General features: G+C 49.2%; 2 rRNA genes. Both read right to left on the bottom strand.

The features are described from left to right. Positions 1-2,896, bottom strand: a 23S ribosomal RNA gene (locus CRN98_RS17165). Between the two features lie 201 nt (positions 2,897-3,097). Continuing rightward, positions 3,098-3,147 (bottom strand): 16S ribosomal RNA (locus CRN98_RS17895); the annotation flags it as partial.

Raw genomic sequence — 3,147 nt, 5'->3', positions numbered from 1 at the left:
TAGATCAAGCCCTCGACCTATTAGTATCAGTCAGCTGAATGCATTACTGCACTTACACCTCTGACCTATCAACCTTGTGTTCTTCAAGGGGTCTTACTAGCTTACGCTATGGGAAATCTCATCTTGAGGTGGGCTTCACGCTTAGATGCTTTCAGCGTTTATCCCGTCCTGACATAGCTACCCAGCAATGCTCCTGGCGGAACAACTGGTGCACCAGAGGTCAGTCCATCCCGGTCCTCTCGTACTAAGGACAGCTCCTCTCAAATTTCCTACGCCCGCGACGGATAGGGACCGAACTGTCTCACGACGTTCTGAACCCAGCTCGCGTGCCGCTTTAATGGGCGAACAGCCCAACCCTTGGGACCTACTTCAGCCCCAGGATGCGACGAGCCGACATCGAGGTGCCAAACCTCCCCGTCGATGTGGACTCTTGGGGGAGATCAGCCTGTTATCCCCGAGGTAGCTTTTATCCGTTGAGCGATGGCCCTCCCACGAGGAACCACCGGATCACTAAGCCCGACTTTCGTCCCTGCTCCACTTGTAAGTGTCGCAGTCAGGCTCCCTTCTGCCTTTGCACTCTACGCGCGATTTCCAACCGCACTGAGGGAACCTTTGGGCGCCTCCGTTACTTTTTAGGAGGCGACCGCCCCAGTCAAACTGCCCACCTAACAATGTCCCGTGACCAGATTCATGGCCTCCGGTTAGAATCCCAGTACTGTCAGGGTGGTATCCCAAGGATGACTCCACAAAGGCTGACGCCCTTGCTTCCAAGTCTCCCACCTATCCTGTACAGACAATACCGAAATTCAATGCTAAGCTACAGTAAAGCTCTACGGGGTCTTTCCGTCCAATCGCGGGTAGCAAGCATCTTCACTTGCACTACAATTTCGCCGGATTTGTTGTTGAGACAGTGCCCAAGTCATTACGCCATTCGTGCGGGTCGGAACTTACCCGACAAGGAATTTCGCTACCTTAGGACCGTTATAGTTACGGCCGCCGTTTACTGGGGCTTAAGTTCACCGCTTCGCTTGCGCTAACGGATCCCCTTAACCTTCCAGCACCGGGCAGGCGTCAGCCCCTATACATCAGCTTTCGCTTTAGCAGAGACCTGTGTTTTTGCTAAACAGTTGCTTGGGCCTATTCACTGCGACCACATTTCTGTGGCACCCCTTCTCCCGAAGTTACGGGGCTAATTTGCCGAGTTCCTTAACAACAATTCTTCCGCTGGCCTTAGGATTCTCTCCTCACCTACCTGTGTCGGTTTGCGGTACGGGCACTAACTTCCTCCCTAGAGGCTTTTCTTGACAGTGTGGAATCAGATACTTCGCGATAAATCGCTCCCCATCACACCTCAGATTCAACTGGCGGATTTGCCTACCAGTCACTCCTAAATGCTTAGACGCACATCCAGTAGTGCGCACATCCTATCCTTCTGTGTCACCCCATCGGTAATAACGTTAGTTAGTGGTATTGGAATATCAACCAATTGTCCATCACCTACGCCTTTCGGCCTCGGCTTAGGTCCCGACTAACCCTGAGCGGACGAGCCTTCCTCAGGAAACCTTAGGTTTTCGGCCAATAAGATTCTCACTTATTTCTCGCTACTTATGCCAGCATACTCACTCCTGTACAGTCCACCGTTCCTTTCGGTACGACTTCAACCCATACAGGAAGCTCCTCTACCACTCTTTCGAGTCCATAGCTTCGGTGGTAAGTTTTAGCCCCGGACATCTTCGGCGCGGGATCTCTTGACTAGTGAGCTATTACGCACTCTTTAAATGAGTGGCTGCTTCTAAGCCAACATCCTAGTTGTCTTAGAAATCCCACATCCTTTTCCACTTAACTTACACTTAGGGACCTTAGCTGATGGTCTGGGCTGTTTCCCTTTTGACCACGGATCTTATCATTCGTAGTCTGACTGCCTGGATAAAAGTATATGGCATTCGGAGTTTGATAGGGTTCGGTAACTGTTGTCAGCCCCTAGCCCATTCAGTGCTCTACCTCCATTACTCAATTACCAGACGCTAGCCCTAAAGCTATTTCGAGGAGAACCAGCTATCTCCGAGTTCGATTGGAATTTCTCCGCTATCCACAGCTCATCCCATGGTTTTTCAACACCAACGTGGTTCGAGCCTCCACGGAATTTTACTTCCGCTTCACTCTGTCCATGGATAGGTCACCCGGTTTCGGGTCTACGGCATGCAACTAGTCGCCCTATTCAGACTCGGTTTCCCTTCGGCTCCGCACCTTAAGTGCTTAACCTTGCTACATACCGTAACTCGCTGGCTCGTTCTACAAAAAGCACGTGGTCACACGTTAATGTGCTTCCACCGGTTGTAGGCACACGGTTTCAGGTTCTATTTCACTCCCCTCCCGGGGTTCTTTTCACCTTTCCCTCACGGTACTACTTCACTATCGGTCACCAGTTAGTATTTAGCCTTGGGAGGTGGTCCTCCCTGCTTCCCACAAGGTTTCACGTGTCTCGTGGTACTCTGGATTAGATCTTAGGATCTCATTTTTCACATACAGGACTATTACCTTCTGCGGTAGAGCGTTCCAGCTCTCTTCTGTTAAAATCCATCCATATTTATGATCTATCCTCAACCCCAGAAACAAGTTTCTGGTTTGGGCTCTTTCCATTTCGCTCGCCGCTACTTAGGAAATCGATTTTTCTTTCTCTTCCTCCGGGTACTTAGATGTTTCAGTTCCCCGGGTCTACCTCTATAAACCTATGTATTCAGTTTACAGTACATAGCGTTAGCTATGTGGGTTGCCCCATTCGGAAATCTCCGGATCTCAGGCTATTTGCGCCTACCCGAAGCTTATCGCAGCTTATCGCGTCCTTCATCGGCTACTGGTGCCAAGGCATCCGCCATGCGCCCTTTCTAGCTTGATCTTCAAGTTAGATTAGACCTAGTAATAAATATTATTTATCACTTATTAACCAATATTTTAAAATATACTCTGTGCAATTTTCAAAGAACATTGAGAGATAACTAAAGTTGATAATATTTATTATCAACCAATTAAGGTCTCTCAAAATTAAACAGAGAATGAAACCTTCAAGAAAGCTCATCGCTTCTTGTCGACTCCTTAGAAAGGAGGTGATCCAGCCGCAGGTTCTCCTACGGCTACCTTGTTACGACT

The sequence above is a fragment of the Clostridium peptidivorans genome, from assembly GCF_900205925.1.
Classification (GTDB): Bacteria; Bacillota; Clostridia; order Clostridiales; family Clostridiaceae; genus Clostridium_AK; species Clostridium_AK peptidivorans.
The sequence above is the reverse complement of the archived record's forward strand: the minus strand, read 5'-3'. Positions and strand labels throughout refer to the sequence as shown.